The sequence below is a fragment of the Desulfosporosinus shakirovi genome (assembly GCF_020595055.1).
GTDB classification, from domain to species: domain Bacteria; phylum Bacillota; class Desulfitobacteriia; order Desulfitobacteriales; family Desulfitobacteriaceae; genus Desulfosporosinus; species Desulfosporosinus shakirovi.
This window is the reverse complement of record NZ_JAJDOO010000027.1, coordinates 1-16,529: the sequence shown is the minus strand read 5'-3', so window position 1 is coordinate 16,529 and position 16,529 is coordinate 1. Positions and strand designations below refer to the sequence as shown.

The 16,529-nt window shown below is 37.6% G+C and carries 16 protein-coding genes and 2 pseudogenes; 15 read left to right on the top strand and 3 right to left on the bottom strand.

The genetic code is table 11. The annotated features are described in order from the left end of the window. Positions 1-578: 578 nt before the first annotated feature. The 12 genes and pseudogenes from LJE72_RS18945 to LJE72_RS18890 all read left to right on the top strand — a co-directional run bounded on the left by LJE72_RS18945 (position 579) and on the right by LJE72_RS18890 (position 13,788). A complete protein-coding gene (locus LJE72_RS18945; RefSeq protein ID WP_229249559.1) occupies positions 579-1,967 on the top strand; it encodes a sugar transferase in 1,389 nt (462 codons plus the stop codon). Positions 1,968-2,026: 59 nt separating this feature from the next. After that, complete coding sequence (locus LJE72_RS18940; protein ID WP_229249558.1) at positions 2,027-2,242, top strand: hypothetical protein; 216 nt, start codon at positions 2,027-2,029, stop codon at positions 2,240-2,242. Between the two features lie 64 nt (positions 2,243-2,306). Further along, positions 2,307-2,762: pseudogene (locus tag LJE72_RS18935) on the top strand (sugar transferase). 820 nt (positions 2,763-3,582) lie between these two features. Continuing rightward, on the top strand, positions 3,583-4,722 hold the full coding sequence (locus LJE72_RS18930) for a glycosyltransferase family 4 protein (RefSeq protein ID WP_229249557.1): 1,140 nt from the start codon (positions 3,583-3,585) through the stop codon (positions 4,720-4,722). Positions 4,723-4,890: 168 nt separating this feature from the next. Further along, positions 4,891-6,168, top strand: a complete 1,278-nt coding sequence (locus LJE72_RS18925; RefSeq protein WP_229249556.1) for a glycosyltransferase — start codon at positions 4,891-4,893, stop codon at positions 6,166-6,168. A gap of 74 nt (positions 6,169-6,242) precedes the next feature. Further along, a complete protein-coding gene (locus LJE72_RS18920; RefSeq protein ID WP_229249555.1) occupies positions 6,243-7,256 on the top strand; it encodes a radical SAM protein in 1,014 nt (337 codons plus the stop codon). 169 nt (positions 7,257-7,425) lie between these two features. After that, positions 7,426-8,700, top strand: coding sequence for an O-antigen polymerase (locus tag LJE72_RS18915; protein ID WP_229249554.1), 1,275 nt, complete (start codon positions 7,426-7,428; stop codon positions 8,698-8,700). A 5-nt stretch (positions 8,701-8,705) separates the two neighbouring features. Next, on the top strand, positions 8,706-10,124 hold the full coding sequence (locus LJE72_RS18910; protein ID WP_229249553.1) for an oligosaccharide flippase family protein: 1,419 nt from the start codon (positions 8,706-8,708) through the stop codon (positions 10,122-10,124). Further along, positions 10,118-10,651, top strand: coding sequence for a serine O-acetyltransferase (locus LJE72_RS18905; protein WP_229249552.1), 534 nt, complete (start codon positions 10,118-10,120; stop codon positions 10,649-10,651). Before LJE72_RS18910 ends, LJE72_RS18905 begins: the two co-directional genes overlap by 7 nt. Positions 10,652-10,868: 217 nt before the next feature. Then, the gene (locus LJE72_RS18900) at positions 10,869-12,260 is read left to right on the top strand and encodes a UDP-glucose dehydrogenase family protein (RefSeq protein ID WP_282437928.1); all 1,392 of its coding nucleotides are present in this window, start codon (positions 10,869-10,871) and stop codon (positions 12,258-12,260) included. A 115-nt stretch (positions 12,261-12,375) separates the two neighbouring features. After that, positions 12,376-13,422 carry an SDR family NAD(P)-dependent oxidoreductase gene (locus LJE72_RS18895; protein ID WP_229249551.1) on the top strand — a complete coding sequence of 349 codons (1,047 nt, stop codon included), beginning with the start codon at positions 12,376-12,378 and terminating at the stop codon, positions 13,420-13,422. Positions 13,423-13,647: 225 nt separating this feature from the next. Beyond that, positions 13,648-13,788, top strand: a complete 141-nt coding sequence (locus LJE72_RS18890; protein ID WP_229249550.1) for a hypothetical protein — start codon at positions 13,648-13,650, stop codon at positions 13,786-13,788. Positions 13,789-13,877: 89 nt separating this feature from the next. On the opposite strand, the gene LJE72_RS18885 is transcribed toward LJE72_RS18890, so the two are convergent. The 3 genes from LJE72_RS18885 to LJE72_RS18875 are packed head-to-tail and all read right to left on the bottom strand — an operon-like array spanning position 13,878 to position 14,894. After that, on the bottom strand, positions 13,878-14,138 hold the full coding sequence (locus LJE72_RS18885) for a hypothetical protein (protein WP_229249549.1): 261 nt from the start codon (positions 14,136-14,138) through the stop codon (positions 13,878-13,880). A 5-nt stretch (positions 14,139-14,143) separates the two neighbouring features. Further along, the gene (locus LJE72_RS18880; protein WP_229249548.1) at positions 14,144-14,362 is read right to left on the bottom strand and encodes a PIN domain-containing protein; all 219 of its coding nucleotides are present in this window, start codon (positions 14,360-14,362) and stop codon (positions 14,144-14,146) included. Position 14,363: 1 nt separating this feature from the next. Beyond that, positions 14,364-14,894, bottom strand: coding sequence for a helix-turn-helix domain-containing protein (locus LJE72_RS18875; RefSeq protein WP_229249547.1), 531 nt, complete (start codon positions 14,892-14,894; stop codon positions 14,364-14,366). 54 nt (positions 14,895-14,948) lie between these two features. Here LJE72_RS18875 and LJE72_RS18870 point away from each other — a divergent pair. The 3 genes and pseudogenes from LJE72_RS18870 to LJE72_RS18855 form a co-directional block, all read left to right on the top strand. Continuing rightward, a pseudogene (locus tag LJE72_RS18870) lies at positions 14,949-15,131 on the top strand (UTP--glucose-1-phosphate uridylyltransferase); the annotation flags it as partial. A 271-nt stretch (positions 15,132-15,402) separates the two neighbouring features. Beyond that, on the top strand, positions 15,403-15,699 hold the full coding sequence (locus tag LJE72_RS18860; RefSeq protein ID WP_229249546.1) for a DUF6809 family protein: 297 nt from the start codon (positions 15,403-15,405) through the stop codon (positions 15,697-15,699). A 402-nt stretch (positions 15,700-16,101) separates the two neighbouring features. Continuing rightward, a complete protein-coding gene (locus tag LJE72_RS18855; protein WP_229249545.1) occupies positions 16,102-16,374 on the top strand; it encodes a hypothetical protein in 273 nt (90 codons plus the stop codon). Positions 16,375-16,529: the final 155 nt, after the last annotated feature.

Sequence of the window (16,529 nt, the reverse complement as noted above, 5' to 3'; positions counted from 1 at the left end):
ACTATGGTAAATTTGATAAATATTAAGTAATTTACATTATTGTAACATAAGAACGAAGAAATGTTACCCATCTTTTGTAAAATAACTTTGCATCCTATCAATTAAACTCGAGTAAGATTCTTTACGAATAAGTTGAAGGAGAAAGAAAGGTAGATTATGGATTATGTTAGACGCTGAAGGGAGTAATAAGGTGACTGGTGCAAGTAAGCGACATCTATAAATCGGAAATACATAGAATTATTGTAATATTGTAGGAAAAATTGGCATTTTGTCTGCAGGAATTTCCATATTAACAACGAATTGGGAAATAAGTAGTCCTTTCTTAGGATAATGGGCCTAGGGTTGTAGGACTATAGTCCTGAAAGCAGACCTAAGAGTGTTGTTGTTAAGATTATCTTGAATTTGCTATATCTTAACTGAGAACAAGAGAGGATTTGCCAATGAGATTAATCTTACTTTCAGGTGGCGGACTTAGCGGAGGCTGCTATTAATGGCTATGAGTGAATGAATATTCAGGATAAGTATCAGAGTTAAAATCAGTATATTATACGGGGAAGAAGGAAAAGGGAAGTGGGACAATGCTAAGGGAGCGTGGGATCGTTGAAATCATATCAGAGCTGGTTGACATTGTTCTGATATCAATAGGCTTCTCATTTGCTTTGAAATTATATCAAATTAAACATGTAGTGACAGGTGAAACATGGTCAGAGTACTTGGTGATATTTCTAATCTACCTTCTGACGTGGATCATCGGAAGTAATGTCTATAAGGTTTATCAATCTCGCCGTTTCATGTCTGCGTGGCGTGAACTCCGGCAAATGCTAAAAGCACATTTTTTCTCACTTGCAGTGAGCATGATATTAATTAATCTCTATAATCCAAATTTGCTACGCAATCGGTTCTTTTTTTATTTTGGTGCCTTTGCCTTGTGTTTAACCATTGGGATGCATATTGTGACACGGCTGATTCTACAAGCCTGGCGAGAGGTTGGTCGCAATACTCGTTACGTACTGATTCTGGGGGGAGGCACCGCAGCCCAACTTTATCTGCAAAAGGTAAGGGATAACCCACAGCTGGGTTATAAAGTCATTGGTTACATTGCCCCCACTAAAAATGGGCTTACAATTCCTTACTTAGGGGATTATTCGAATCTCGAATCCATTATTCGTATGAATATTGTTGATTTAACGGTTGTAACAGCGCTGATTACTGAGAAGGGTATTCAGGAATCGATTGAAATTCTAGATGTCATGGGAAAAACTGTTGCCGTCCTTCTTGACGATATTGTCACGAAGGTTTCCCGAAGCAGACCTATGGATTTTGGGGGACTATCAATGGTTGTGTATGACAGCTATCCAAGACGGCCTTGGCATGAGGTGGGTAAACGGGTCATGGATGTTATTTCCTCAGGCATTGGTCTTATTCTTCTCAGCCCTGTATTTTTGATGGTTGGGTTTGTGATAAAAGTGACATCCAAGGGACCCGTGATATTCACACAGGAACGTGTTGGTTTAAACGGTAGGCCGTTTGAAATGTACAAGTTCCGCTCAATGGTTTTCAATGCGGAGGAACTTAAAGAACGATTGGCTGATTTGAATGAAATGAGTGGACCTGTCTTTAAGATTACTAATGATCCTAGGGTGACAGCGGTGGGGAGGTTTATTCGAAAGACAAGTATTGATGAACTTCCGCAGTTATTTAATGTCTTTAAAGGGGATATGAGTTTAGTGGGGCCCAGGCCACCCTTGACCAGTGAAGTGAATTTGTATGACCCCAAACACCGGAAGAGGTTGGCGGTGAGGCCGGGGATTACGTGCATTTGGCAGATTAGTGGGCGAAATGAAGTGGACTTTGATCAGTGGATGGAGATGGATGCTGAGTATGTGGATCGGTGGTCGCTGTGGTTGGATATGGAGATATTGGCTAGGACGGTGTCGGTGGTGTTGGGGAGGAGAGGGGCGAGTTAGGATTAATAAACGAATCAAGTTTAGGTGGGTGTATGTGCTAATTCTTGGAGCGCATACTTATGACAATAAAAATCCTTAGTTTATTACAAAGTGGTCGTTACTTGGCCCCTGAACGCAATGGTCTGGAGATAACATACTTAGGTGATTATTCTAATCTTGAAACCGTTATAGGTATGAAAATAGTAGATCTTATGGTTATCGCGGCACCATTATCAGATGAACGGGTTAAGGATTGTCTCGAATTACTACATGGGAAAATAGTAACGATTCCTTGATGAGACAGTGTTAAAGTTGCTCGGAGTAGACCGATCGATTTTAGTGGACTCCCAATGGTTGCTTATGATGGTCGTCCGAGACTTTCTGTTGCAGGAATTAGCCAAGAGGGGCATGGGTGTTGTTCTTACGGGTATTGGTCTCGTAGTAATAAGTCCGATTTTGTTGGCAATTGCGATAGTTATTAAAGTTTCGTCTGAGAGTCGGGTTTTATTTGGTCAAGAACGGGTTGGATTAAATGGGCGTATTTTTAAAATGTATAAATTTAGATCAATGGTTGTGAATGCGCAAGAGCTTAAGGCGAAGTTAGCTCACCTTAATCAGATGAGTGGGCCGGTGTTTAAGATTACGAAAAATCCTCGGGTTACCGCGGTCGGAAGGTTTTTAAGGAATACGAGTTTGGACGAGTTACCGTAATTGTGGAATGTGCTGGTGGGAGATATGAGTCTAGTCGGGCCGCGCCCTCCGTTGCCTAGCAGGTTAATATGTATGATCCGAAACATCAGAAGTGGTTGGCGGTGAGGCTAGGGATTAACTGTATCTGGCAGATTAGCGGACGCAATGATGTGGATTTTGAAGAGTGGATGGGGAAATCGATGCTGAGTATGTTGAGCGGTGGTCGTTGTGGATGGATATGGAGATGTTGGCGAAGACGGTGCCAGTGGTGTTGATATGGAAGGGTGCGAGTTAGAGTCTCGAAATATTGCCTCAGTAAAACAGAGTTGAGTTTTTATTCAGTGTGTATATAACAGGAAGAGGCTAATTATACGAGGAGTAAAGGAATGAAAGTATTATTTTAGCGGCGGATCGGGAACAGATATTTGTTAGATATTGCGGAAGAATATGAAAACTAAATTTCAAGTCAATACAATAAGTAGCTGTGGCTAAAGAGACAAATTTTAGGGGAACATTGTGAAAGTTTATCTTGTAGTGGGTAGGCTTGCTTTATAGGTTCGAACTCTGTGCTATATATGCTCATAAAGTTTAAACAAATAAAATGATTAACTTTATAAGTTGTTTCTACAGATGAAGTATGATGTGGTTCCTTGAGAGAAGAATTATTTCATGGAAACTATCCCTTAAGAATGAAAATAAGGTCGGCTTCACAATGAACTGATTTGTGAGGCTGTAATTAATTTATGAAAATAGTTTTGTAAAAACTTGTGGCTATGTGTTTAGTTTTCTCCTAAGGTAAATAATAGCCAGATGATATGTGAAGTGATCTAAATAATTTAAAGTAAGAACTATTTCTTCTTTATATAATATAGAAGGTCTGTTTTGAAAAGGTCAGAATTGCAACATTTATGAAAATAAATGATAAGTAATATAAGGGGCGCATGTCATGAAGATAGCGATGATTGGCCACAAACGGATTCCGTCCAGAGAGGGTGGCATTGAAATAGCTGTTGAAGAACTCTCCACCCGGCTAGTCGCTGCAGGGCACACGGTACATGTTTATAACAGAAAAGGACATCATGTAAGCGGTAGAGGTTACGATGGGAAGTCCAATGGAAAAAACCTGAAGGAGTATAAGGGTATCAGGATTATTACTGTACCTACCTTGCATAATGCAAAATTCAATGCGCTCGTTTACTCGATGTTAGGAACATTTAGTGCGCTATTTGGCAGATATGATTGCATCCACTATCATGCAGAGGGTCCTTGTGCCATGCTCTGGATTCCGCATCTGTTTGGTATTCGGACAGTTGCAACGATTCATGGCTTAGACTGGCAGAGAGCAAAGTGGGGTGGGTTCGCTATTAAGTATCTGAAATTTGGTGAAAAAATTGCTGCTAAGTATGCAGATGAAGTGATCGTACTTTCCGAGAATGCCCAGCAGTATTTTATGGATACATACGGCAGAGAGGTTAAGTTCATCCCAAATGGAATTGAGAAGCCTGGGATCAAGAGCGATGCAGTTATCAGAGAGAAGTTTGGTATTCAAAAAGATGAGTACATATTATTCTTGGCGCGCATTGTGCCGGAGAAAGGACTTCATTACTTAATAGACGCATTTAGAGAGGTTAATACCATAAAAAAATTAGTTGTTGCCGGGGGAAGCAGCCACACAGACGCGTACATGACTGATATTAAACGAAAGGCCAGAGAAGATGAACGCGTGGTATTTACTGATTTTGTTCAGGGAGAAGTACTTGAAGAACTCTACAGCAACGCTTATGTGTACGTTCTTCCCAGTGACATAGAAGGGATGCCTATATCGTTACTAGAAGCCATGAGTTATGGTAATTGCTGTTTGGTATCGGACATTGCCGAGAACACAGAAGTGGTTGAAGATAAGGCTTGTTCATTTAAAAAGAGCGTTTTGGAGGATTTGAGGAGGAAGCTGGAATGGTTAGTTCAAAATCCCACAGTTGTTAATGGATACCGCAGGGAAGCTAGCGAGTACATCTGTGGAAGGTTTAACTGGGCTGCAGTTGTGGAGAAAACAGTAGAGCTCTATAGGAAAAGGAAGAAGAGATAATCGAATCACTTAAAGTAATTATTCTGTCATCTGCTCTGCGTGGTCGTATCCTGCTCCTGCTACCACAATTTTTATAAAGTTAATATGCTCATTTAAATTCATAATCTTTTTGGGTCTTAGCTTTAGAGCTTGTGATATTTAGTAGATAAAATCATAAGGAGTAAAGTGATGAAAATACTACTAGTAAACTACAGGTACTTCATTTCTGGCGGTCCAGAAAAGTATATGTTTAATATAAAAAAGAAACTGGAAGAAGAAGGGCATGAAGTGGTTCCTTTCTCCATCCATTCTAATAAAAATGTAGAAACCGAATTCTCAAAGTATTTTGTTGAGCCGATTGGCAGCAGGGATGCGACATATTTTGAAGAATGCAAAAAGACACCAAAAGTTATCATACAAATGATAAGTCGCAGTGTGTACTCTTTTGAAGTTAAAAAAGCTATTAAGAAAATCATTGTAACTACAAAGCCAGATTTGGTGTATATACTCCACTATGTTAATAAACTGTCACCAAGTGTTGTAAGAGGCGCAAAGGAAATGGGACTTCCGGTTGTTCTTCGTTTGTCTGATTATTTTCTTCTGTGTCCTAGATTTGATTTCATGTATCAGCAGAAAATTTGTGAAGAGTGTCTGACAAAAGGCTTTATTTCATGTTTGAAAAACAGATGTGTCAAGGGTTCCTTATTTGCATCAGTAATCAGAGTTTTCTCAATGAAGGTTCACAAACTGATTAAGATATATGATAACATTGATACATTTATCACTCCGTCAAACTTTTTAAAGAAGAAATTGGGTGCAAACGGTTTTGATGAGAAGAAGATCAATTGCATACCCACATTTACAATTAGTAAGAGCGAGATTGGAGACCCTATCATCGGCGAGTACGGCTTGTATTTTGGTAGAATTACCGAGGAAAAAGGTGTGGATACTTTAGTAAGAGCCTATGAAAAACTTCCGAAGGAATATCGGTTGATTGTAATGGGAGATGATACAACCGAGGAAGGCATGAGACTGAAAGAATATGTGAACCAGAAAGGCTTAACCAACATTAAATTTGTGGGATTTAAGTCTGGAACTGAGATGGAAGGCATTATTAAAAATGCACGGTTTACATTCATTCCTTCGATTTGGTATGATAACCTTCCGAATACAGCACTTGAATCATTTCAATACTCTAAGCCAGTGCTTGCAAGTGATATTGGAAGTCTTCCTGAATTGGTGGTTAACGGATTTAATGGGTATTTGTTTGAACCTAAAAACGCAAACCATATTGTTGAACTTGTGAAAAAAATGGATGATGATAACCTGATCATTCAAATGGGCGTTAACAGTTATAGCAGATTATTGGATAGATTTGCGCCAGAAACGCATTTCAATGATTTGATGAAAATATTTAATGAACTGACAGCTAAGAAGTGCATGAAGAAAAGCAAGAAATTGAAATAAGAACCTGCAGCTTGGTGAGAAATTAAGCCGGTAAAAAATAGAATAAAATTTGTTTGAAAAGAAAGGAAATCGTTATGACCAGAAGAACACTTTGGGGAACAGTAATTGTTACATATAGATGCAATGCTAGATGTAATATGTGTGACTGTTTTAGAGATCCTTCTAAACCCAGTGAAGAAATCACATTAGAGGATATTAAAAAATTGCCGGAAATGGCATTTACAAATATTACGGGCGGAGAGCCTTTCATCCGTAAAGACATTCCTGAAATTATAGAGGAACTTTACAAGAAATCAGACCGAATTGTGGTTTCTACAAATGGTTATTTCACTGATAGAATCATAGACCTCTGCAAGAGGTTTCCGAAGATTGGTATTCGTATCAGTATTGAAGGTCTGCAGAAGACCAATGACGCAATTCGTGGTATCCCGGATGGCTTCAATCGAGGATACAATACATTAATAATATTGGTAGAAATGGGCCATCCAGATGTCGGCTTTGGTATGACAGTTCAGGATATGAACTGTGAAGACCTTGTTCCGTTGTATGAGCTTTCCAATGAACTTGGTATGGAGTTCGCAACAGCTACGCTTCATAATTCCTTCTACTTTAGAAAGACTGACAACAAAATTAATAATAAGTACCATGTAGCCCGGAATTTGGAGAAGTTAATTAATGAACTTCTTAAGAGTAATTCTCCAAAGAAATGGTTTAGAGCATACTTCAATCATGGACTAATCAATTACATATATGGTAATAAGAGACTGCTACCTTGTGATATGTCCAGCAGTGCGTTCTTTATTGATCCGTTCTGCGATGTTATTCCTTGTAATGGTATGGCGAAGAAAGCAGTTATGGGTAACTTGCATGAGCATACTTGGGATGAATTATGGAATTCCGATCAGGCCAACCAAGTCAGAGAATGTACAAAGAAGTGTGATAGAAACTGCTGGATGATTGGTAGTGCTTCACCTGCTATGCATAAATACATTTGGTTTCCTGGATTGTGGGTAATCAAGCATAAGTTCCTTAAAGGTGGTAAGTACAGCCTGAGTGAGAACTGTTTTATTCCTGAGGCTCAGAAATGATAAAATTTTCATAAAATAGAAAATATGTATTAATCGAATTAGTTTCAGCATTATGGAATAGATACGATACTTCAGATTATATGTTTGGTATGGTGCTCTAAATGCATATTTTTATTTATTTAATTTAGGGTTCTCTAGAAGTTAATTGTTTTGAGGGATGAAGGTAATAATGACTATAAAAAAGAAAAATTTAGCTTATATAATAACTAGTATATTTACATTATTATTATATAGTATTTACAATTTTTATGGAAACATTACTATGAGTAATACATACGGATTGACTATGTATTATTGGGTAATATTGGGATCGACATTATTCTTGTTTTATAAAACGAAATTTAATTTCATAAATCCAGCAGTAATATTCGCTTGTGCGTATATTGTATTTATTGCATTAGGTCCAATTATATTAGTACCATTATCCTATGAGTATAATTTTAATTATTTATTAGTTACATCAAGTGCTTACGCCTGTTTTATAGGTGGATATTCAATGGCCCCTAATTGTTTTTTTAATAAAATAAAATATGCTCATCTTTACCTTCCAGTAATGAAAAAGAAAGATATATTATTAATTCTGATTGGTATTTCTTTCTTAATATGGTTGATTTATTTGCGTGAAAACATTGGCGTGTTATTGTCTGATGATTTTGAATCCAATAGGATTTCGTCACAGCAAGGAAATGGCGCTTACCTTTATCTAATTAGGATGCTTATGATAACAATACCAATGCTTTATGAAGAATTACACCAGAAAATGAAAGTTAAGTATTGGTTTTGGGCACTTACATTAATATCATCCATTATATTATTAACTTTGGGTGGCCGAAGCCCTATATTTATTATAATAATTCAAATGGTTATTTATAGGATTATTGCAGAAAAAGTTCAGCCCGAATTAATTATTAAATATGGAATTATTGTACTTATAAGTACTGCAATTTTGGGGATGTTGAGAACTGGTTTATCTGATGACGAAAATATAACAACTATTACAAATGCTCTTAACTCTGTTTTTTTAAATGGAAATTATAACTTGTCATATATATTTGGTAAATTCCCATCTCAAATACCATTTCAACATGGATATACTTATTTGATAAATTTCGAGATGTTGATGCCTGGACCTGATTTAGATTTTACCTTATGGATAAAAGAGATGCTGGGTATGTCGTTTCGCGGCGGTGGTGTAACACCTACTATAATTGGAGAGTTATATATTAACTTTAATTATGCTGGAATTTTTATAGGAATGTTTATTATGGGGATTGTTGGTAAAGTACTCTATTTATATCTTTGCAAAAGCAAATTAAAGTCATATCCCGTTTATTTATCGGTTGTGTTTGCATTATCAGTTTCAGGTGGAATTGCAAATTATTCGATCCCGGTATTGTTGTATTCATGTTTATACTGTTATGTTAATATTTTTGGAAAACGGTGATCTAAGTGGAAACTATAAAAACAAATACTATAGTTAAAAAGATAATATTGTATTTTGTGGGGAATTTTTCATCAAAAGTTGTAATGGTTTTATTAATTCCTATTTATGCATTTTTCATCACACCATCCGATTTAGGAAGTTTTGATTACGCCCAAACAATCATGAATATTTTGGCACCAATTATATTCTTGGATATATGGGATGCTATTCTAAAATTTTCAATTTCTAAAAAAGAAATAAATCACAGAAATGTTTTTACAACATTGTTGCTGTATGTGTTTACGACTTTAATTTTGGCTTTAGGATTTACATTTAGTCTCTATAATCTTGGTCATTTTAATGTAAATTATTTTGGATTAATTGTCTTTATGATAGTTACCTATGCGTTAGCCCAGATCTGGCAATATTCAGCGAGAGCTGTTCAAAACAGTATAATTTATGTAATTTCTGGTATTGTTGGTTCGATTATATGTTTACTTCTGGTACTAATTTTTGTTGTTTGGATGAAGATGGGTCTAATTGGATTGTATTTATCGTATACAATATCACAATTGTGCATTGTATTGATAATTGAAATAAAAATACAATTATGCGGTTATTTTAGTATCAAATATTTTGATTTCGGATTATTGAGAGAAATGCTAAAGTTTTCGGCACCAATGATGCTAAATATAATTTCGCTCTGGTTAATTTCAGGATTGAGCAAAGTAATTGTAACAAATTTTCTAGGAACTTCTGCAAATGGATTATATTCTTTTGCAAATAAATTTGCAGTGTTAGTTACTACCTTTGGATCTATCATTGCTATGGCATTAATTGAGGAGGCATATGATACAGATGATTTAAATAAATATACAAAAAAATTTACATATATTATCCAGCAACTATTCAAGTTTTACTTTTCGGTAGTTATAGTAGCCATACCTTTAATTCAAATAATATTTGAATTGTTTTTAGTAAATACAGATTATTATACTTCCGTTTATCTTATCCCATTATTTCTTTTGTATGCTGTTTTTACGAATGTAGCCACAAATTTTGGATCTGCTTTTCAAGTGACAGATAAAACAAATTATATTTTTACTACAACAATATTAGGGGCCGTAGTTAGTGTTTCGGGTTCGTTGATTCTGCTTAATTACATTGGATTGTATGGAATTATTTTTGGGCAATTAACCGGTGGACTGGTGATGATGCTTGCAAGAGCCTTTTTTGCATATAAATTGACAGGACTTAATATTAAATGGATACCAATTATTATTCCTTCAGTTTATGTTATTACACTTAGTTTAATACGCAATCAGATTATTATGTTCATTTTACTGATTGCAAATTGTATATTTGTAATGCTTAGAAACAAGAACGAGATAATGAACATTATTAAAATGATTCAGAAGAAGTGTAGTAGGAGAATAGCATGTTAAAGATAATAGAATATTTAATGCAGGATTATTATACCGATACGGACAGCTTTAAAATAAAATTAAAATATATGGGAAAGGCCTTATTATGGCCTTCTTCACCCGCCGCTAAAATATGTGTATTGATTAGGTTAGGTCATTATTTTGCTGTAAGGAAATTAAAATTTCTTAGACAGTGGTGTGAATTCGGAATTTATAAAAAATATAATTGTACTATAAGCTGTAAAATTAACATAGGAAAAGGTCTTTTCTTACCGCATCCACAGGGAATAGTAATAGGTGAAGAATGTACAATCGGGGAAAATGTTACTATATATCAAAATGTTACAATTGGAAGAAAAGATGAAGGCACTTGTAAGTATCCCAAAATTATGAACGATGTCATTATATATTGTAATTCAACAATTATTGGAGATGTAATAATTGGAAGAGGTTCAATAATTGGGGCGCACTCTTTAGTCTTGTCAAATGTTGAAGAAAACTCTGTATATGTTGGTTGTCCCGCAAAAATGACTAAAGGGCGAAAATAGTTATTACCATTGTTAGGAAATCTAATCCATCCAGATAGCTTATATGCCGCAACTAGAAAGTCCAATGAATTTAATGGCTCATGCGTATAGCAAATTTTACTTGGTGAAGAGTCTCACGTTCGATCGCCTCTTCACTCGGGATCAGGTACCTCTCGGAATGTCTTAAACCACTTTATGTGTTCCCCGAAACTAAATCAATCCTAAAAGGAGAACAGCTATGGACAATATAACATTTAAAACACTATCACCACAAACCCAAACCCCCAAGACTCTACCCCACCCACTTAAGATAGCAGTAGCAGGGACAGGCTATGTTGGCTTAGTCTCAGGCGTATGCATGGCCCACAGAGGACATTATGTTACTTGTGGGGATATTGATGTGAATAAAGTTACAATGATGCAACAAGGCATTTCCCCAATCTACGAACAAGATTTAGAGGAATTAATGTATCTTAATAAAGATAGATTAACTTACACTACCGACTACAAATCAGCCTACAAGAACGCTGACGTAATCTTTATCGGCGTTGGAACTCCGGAACAGCCTGACGGCTCTGCCAACTTGTCTTACATAGCAACAGTAGCAAAACAGATCGCTGAAACAGTAGAAAAGGACTGCCTTGTTGTGGTAAAATCCACAGTCCCTGTAGGCACCAATGACAAGGTGGAGCAATTTATTCAGGACTTTTTAGTGAATGATGTCAATGTACAAGTCGCCTCGAATCCTGAGTTTTTAGCTCAAGGCACAGCAGTGCGAGATACGCTAGAAGCGGCAAGAATTATTATTGGTACCAATAGCATAAAAGCTGAGGATACGCTGATGGCCATCTATGAGCCGTTCGGATTACCGATTGTATCCGTGTCAAGACGGTCTGCGGAAATGATTAAATATGCTGCCAACGATTTTCTTGCGCTGAAAATATCTTATATGAATGATATCGCTAACCTTTGTGAACTGGTTGGCGCGGATATTGAAGATGTCGCTAGAGGGATGGGGTATGACAGCCGCATTGGCAGCCGATTTTTAAATGCCGGTATCGGTTATGGCGGCAGCTGCTTCCCGAAAGATACGAAAGCCTTGAATTACCTGGCGACCCTGCATGGGTATGAGCTAAGGACCGTTAAGGCTGCTATTGATGTGAATGACGATCAAAAAGTCCTTTTATATAAGAAGGCCTGTCAGAGGCTTATAACCTTTAATGGTCTAAAAGTAGCCGTGCTTGGGTTAACCTTTAAGCCTGGAACCGATGATTTAAGAGAAGCTCCGTCGCTAGATAATATACCTTTATTATTAGCTCAAGGTGCAGAGATTTATGCCTATGATCCGGTCGGCAGCGAAAACTTTAGGAGGAGATTCCCTCAGATAAGTTCAGAGCGAGAAGGAGAGTATGGCAAAGGGAATATATATTATGTAAGGAGCGCTGAAGCAGCACTTGAAAACGCTAACGTCTGCTTTATTTTTACCGAATGGGGAGAAATAAAAGCGGTTATGCCGGAAGATTATAAGAAACTGATGCGAACCCCACTTGTTTATGATGGACGGAATATCTATGATGTGAACGAGATGAGAGAAAGCGGCGTGGAATATTACTCTATAGGTAGGAAGTAACTGTCGCCCAATAGTATATGATGAGTGGAGGGCATAACCACGGTCAGAATTAATTACCGCTGCGAGCTTTCCACTTTAATATTAAGACACCTCAAATAAAAGGAGACTAATTAATATGATTGAAGGATATAAGGAATTAGACCCGAGTAAACTTTATTTAATTACTGGCGGCGCAGGATTCATTGGTTTTTTCTTGTCTAAGAAGCTGTTGGAGCAAGGATGTCGGGTGGTTGGAATCGATAACATGAACGACTACTATGATGTGAATCTAAAGGTTAGCAGACTGAAGCTGCTAGGAGGCTATGAGCGCTATACCTTCATCAAAGGGGACATCGCTGACAAGGAAGCGGTCACAAAGGTCTTTGAGGAGTACAAGCCAAATATTATCATGAATTTGGCTGCGCAGGCTGGTGTTCGCTACAGTATTGAGAATCCAGATTCCTATATTGAGAGTAATATTATCGGGTTCTATAATATTTTAGAGGCCTGTCGTCATAACCCGGTCGATCACTTAGTCTATGCATCCTCTAGTTCCGTGTACGGCGCAAATACGAAGGTTCCGTTCTCAACCGATGATAAGGTGGACAATCCTGTTTCTCTTTATGCTGCTACCAAGAAGTCAAATGAGTTGATGGCGCATACTTATAGTCAGTTGTATGGCATTCCTACGATAGGCTTAAGATTTTTCACAGTCTATGGTCCGATGGGAAGGCCAGACATGGCCTATTTTGGTTTTACTCAGAAGATCTTTAAGGGCGAGACGATCAACGTGTTTAACTTTGGAGACTGCTATAGAGATTTTACCTATATCGACGATATCGTTGAATCCGTGGCCCGGATCTTGTGTAATCCACCGGCGAAGAAAGTTGATAAGGACAGCATCCTAAATGGTATACAATATGCAGTGTACAATATTGGAAACAATCAACCAGAGCAATTGATGGATTATATTGCTGCCTTGGAAAAAGCACTGAGTAAGGCAGTTGGGAGAGAGATTATCGCCAAGAAAGAGTTCCTGCCTATGCAGCCGGGCGATGTAAAGGCGACCTATAGTGACAGTTCACCTTTGGAGAGGGATTTTGAGTTTAAGCCTAGTACGAGTATAGAAGAAGGGCTCCAGAGGTTTGCGGATTGGTATGTGGAGTATTATAAGGTAAAGTAAATTGATTAGTGCTCAAACCAATTCTGTCGCGTTGAAATTGTATGAATGAGTGAGTGAGTCTCTCCGAGCCGTAATAATGTAGGTAGAGTTTAAATCACCTCATGCTGCAGTGGATTAAAACCTATAGTAGTGAGCTTAAAGAAAAGGCGATGGTACTTGTAATAAAATACACATATACATATGTGCCAAAATCAGTCTAAGAGTTGTTAAAAGGAGAAAGAGTAGATGCGTAAAATTCGCAAAGCGATAATTCCAGCGGCAGGTTCAACCAGCAACAGGGTGGCTCATTCTGAGCGAGATAGTGGTATAGTACAGGGCCTACTGGTGGAGCTGCAACGCCGAAATATTCATCCTTTTCAATTTTAGTTTATTACTCGTCATTGGCGATACTTATGAGATAATCATAATACCGATCCGGTCGTACTACCTCTACGCCGCAAAACACATTGGGGAAATCATCTACATTGTACGTTGGCTAAAAGATCACAGTTATGCTCAACTGCCGCAAACATTACGTGGATATCTCCTGGATCCGTATTCTCTATCTTCTTACCTGTTTCTGTAATGGCTGCCAGCAAATCAGGTCTAACCCAACCCTTTTTCTTTATAAACATATCATAAAAGAATTCTTGAATCGAAGCCTTGTAATAAGTTAGATAATCAACATAGATTTCCCGGCCAATCGCTACACGCTCAATATTTTCATGCTCAAGCATTGGGGTCAAAACGTAAAAAAACGATCAATTATATCTTCCGGAATTACGATTTTCTTCTTAGTTAGGCCAGATCTGCACTTTGCTATGAACTCAACAATCACAACTTCACTAATCACTGGTTTAAAAGACGTTTGAGTTCTAGCAAGTTGTAGTAACTTTCTATTTACACCGTTGCCCAGAATTGCCCCACAGAGAATATTCGTATCCAAAAGAACCCGTTCCATTTTATAGATCCTCCAGACAATCATCGCTCAGTGGCAAAACATCTTTATGACGTTCAGTCATCTCATCAAAAAATGCATCGAATTCAGCATCCTGAGCATCAGTTGTCCTAAATTGATCCGCGTATACTCTATATTGACCAGAGGGCAATTTTAATCCTTTGAGTCTACCAGCGCGTATCCAGTTGACCACTGTTTGGTTTGATATTCCAAGCTTTTTAGCCACCTTACCTGTGTTCCACATTTCTTTATTCTCAAAACCAACAAAACGTAATGTCTCTTGAATGGATTGAAAAGTAAGGGTTGGTAATTGAGCTTCTTTACAATCAATTTCTATCAACGCTTCGAGGTTTTTTCTCAGTTGTTCAAGGTTGTTTGAATAAGCCAACTTCTTTAAATATCTAGTCCGTAAAACTTGTCCTGCGCGTTGGGAATATTTTGTTTTTTTACCGTTAACTACAATTGAATTAATTGTTAAATCAACCGTTAATGGACGACGACTATGATATCTCCGGATTCCTTGTGTTGTTTGCATTTGAGACACCTCCATCTTTATTATAACCAAAAATCCCAAAAAAGCCAAACTACTCGGGAACTGGGACGGTATCAGGATGTCCATGCCTATGAATTCGAAGGTCGAAGGTATGACGTAGGGGATAAGTTAGGTTTTGTGGAAGCAACTATTATCGAATACGCACTGCGTCGGGGAGATCTTTCGGAGGATCTTATGAAGTTCTTGCGTAATATGGTTCAGAACTCAGAGCTGTCCTGAGAAAGGGGCCTTCAGTATGGAAGGCTCTTTTTGACTAATTTACGCTTTCGGATAGGGCTTTTTTCTGTTTGTTCTGTTCAAGAGATAATCTGTACTTGTATTATGGAATTCGGCCAGTTTGATTAAGATTCCGGTGGGTACATCCACCTCACCTCGCCACTCGAGAGAATCTTAGCGATATTATCGCTAAAAATCAATAGTGGACAATTTACTAAACTATAATTGTCTTGAGGTGACTGCAGAAGTATTATAGAAAGAGGGAAGGCGGAATATGAAATCTATTCTGGAAGAATTGTATAACGGCAACTTATATCCCAGTGAACTGATTGTTTCAAAAGACCCCAAATACCGTCCATTAAATAAAAGAATATCAGAAATTCGTGCAATCTGGAAAAAGAAGCTTTCTGAAGATGAGTATAATCAGCTGGAAACCCTATTGGATTTACGTTCTCAATCAAGTTCAATGGAAGCTACTGAATCGTTTGTCTGCGGATTTAGACTAGGAGCATTGATTATGATTGAAGTATTGAGTGGAAAAGAGGAATTCCTCCGTGGGGAGGAAGAATAAATCCTGTAAGGATTGAGGCTATTTGTCCCGTCAAGAAGGAACTTTCAGCGAAAAGAGTCAGCACTGGCTGAAACGGCAGTTCTACTTGTACTAAGAAAAAATATCCAAGCGATTTGGGGACCAAAGGACGGATTCCACACTTCACCAGTAACAAACATATTGTAAATGGCAGTCAGACAGTCTATGACTCACCTCACCGTGCTTTGTAGTATATCTTCTCCTCACACCAATTATTGCCAAGTGGTGAAAGCCACGAACCATTTTTCATTACTATTTGTGCTGCCAGCGATAGCGGCGGAATGGAGGTTAGCGTGAAAAAAATAGGATTCTTTTTCGCGACGCTTGTTCTTGCATTCAAGAGTGTGCTTATATTTACTTTAAGTTTTTAGAAGGTGAGTGAATATGGAGAAAAAACTATTGGTTTTATTAAACTTAATTATTGTTCTACTTGCTTTGCAAAGTCTCTTTTGGGTTGTATTGATTCTTTATAGTGAATTCATGACGAATTTTTCCGTTGTATTGAGCGGAAGTATAAGTTGGGTAGATGTGCTTTTACTATTTGTTGCGATTTCGGCTTTAATACTTTACTTTAAAATAAAGAATCGCGTAATGACAATTATTTCAGTGGTAGTATTACTTTCTAGAGGGGTCATAATGTTTTTAGCGAAAATGTAAAATAAATTGTGCTTCTTATATGAATGAATATTTCGGTGCGGTAGCACCGCCCATACGCTTAGTACTGAGCCACTGTCTCACTCAGCGTATCGGTGGCTCTCCCCCTGAGTTAGAATAGTTGTCATGGACCTCCGAGAGAAGTATAGTGAGTTAAC